Origin of the sequence: Cupriavidus sp. SIMBA_020 (assembly GCF_046535395.1) — a bacterium.
Lineage (GTDB): Bacteria > Pseudomonadota > Gammaproteobacteria > Burkholderiales > Burkholderiaceae > Cupriavidus > Cupriavidus campinensis.
Window position 1 is genome coordinate 1 of the sequence record NZ_JAWRWU010000923.1, and the last position, 260, is coordinate 260.

At 67.3% G+C, this 260-nt stretch carries 1 protein-coding gene; it reads right to left on the reverse strand.

Annotated features, from left to right (window positions below; genetic code table 11):
• The coding region (locus tag SB751_RS32135) for a hypothetical protein (RefSeq protein ID WP_410749280.1) at positions 1-260 on the reverse strand (260 nt) is incomplete at both ends.

The window sequence follows — 260 nt, forward strand, 5'->3', positions numbered from 1 at the left end:
GGTCGAGAGCGTCGCGCAGCCCGCGCTGTAACCTGCCGCGCAGCCCGCCGTCGTCGTCATCGTGCCGACGTTGGTGCCCTGGTTCGTGAAGCTGTTCGACGTGATGTTGACGTTGTTCGTCGCGGCAATCGATCCGGCGTTCGTCAGATCGCCGCCCGAGAGATTGACGTCATGACCGGCGACGATCTGCCCCGCGCCACCCTGCACCGAGACCGACGACGAGGTCGAGAGCGGCGTGACCGTTCCGGGCGCTGCGAGCT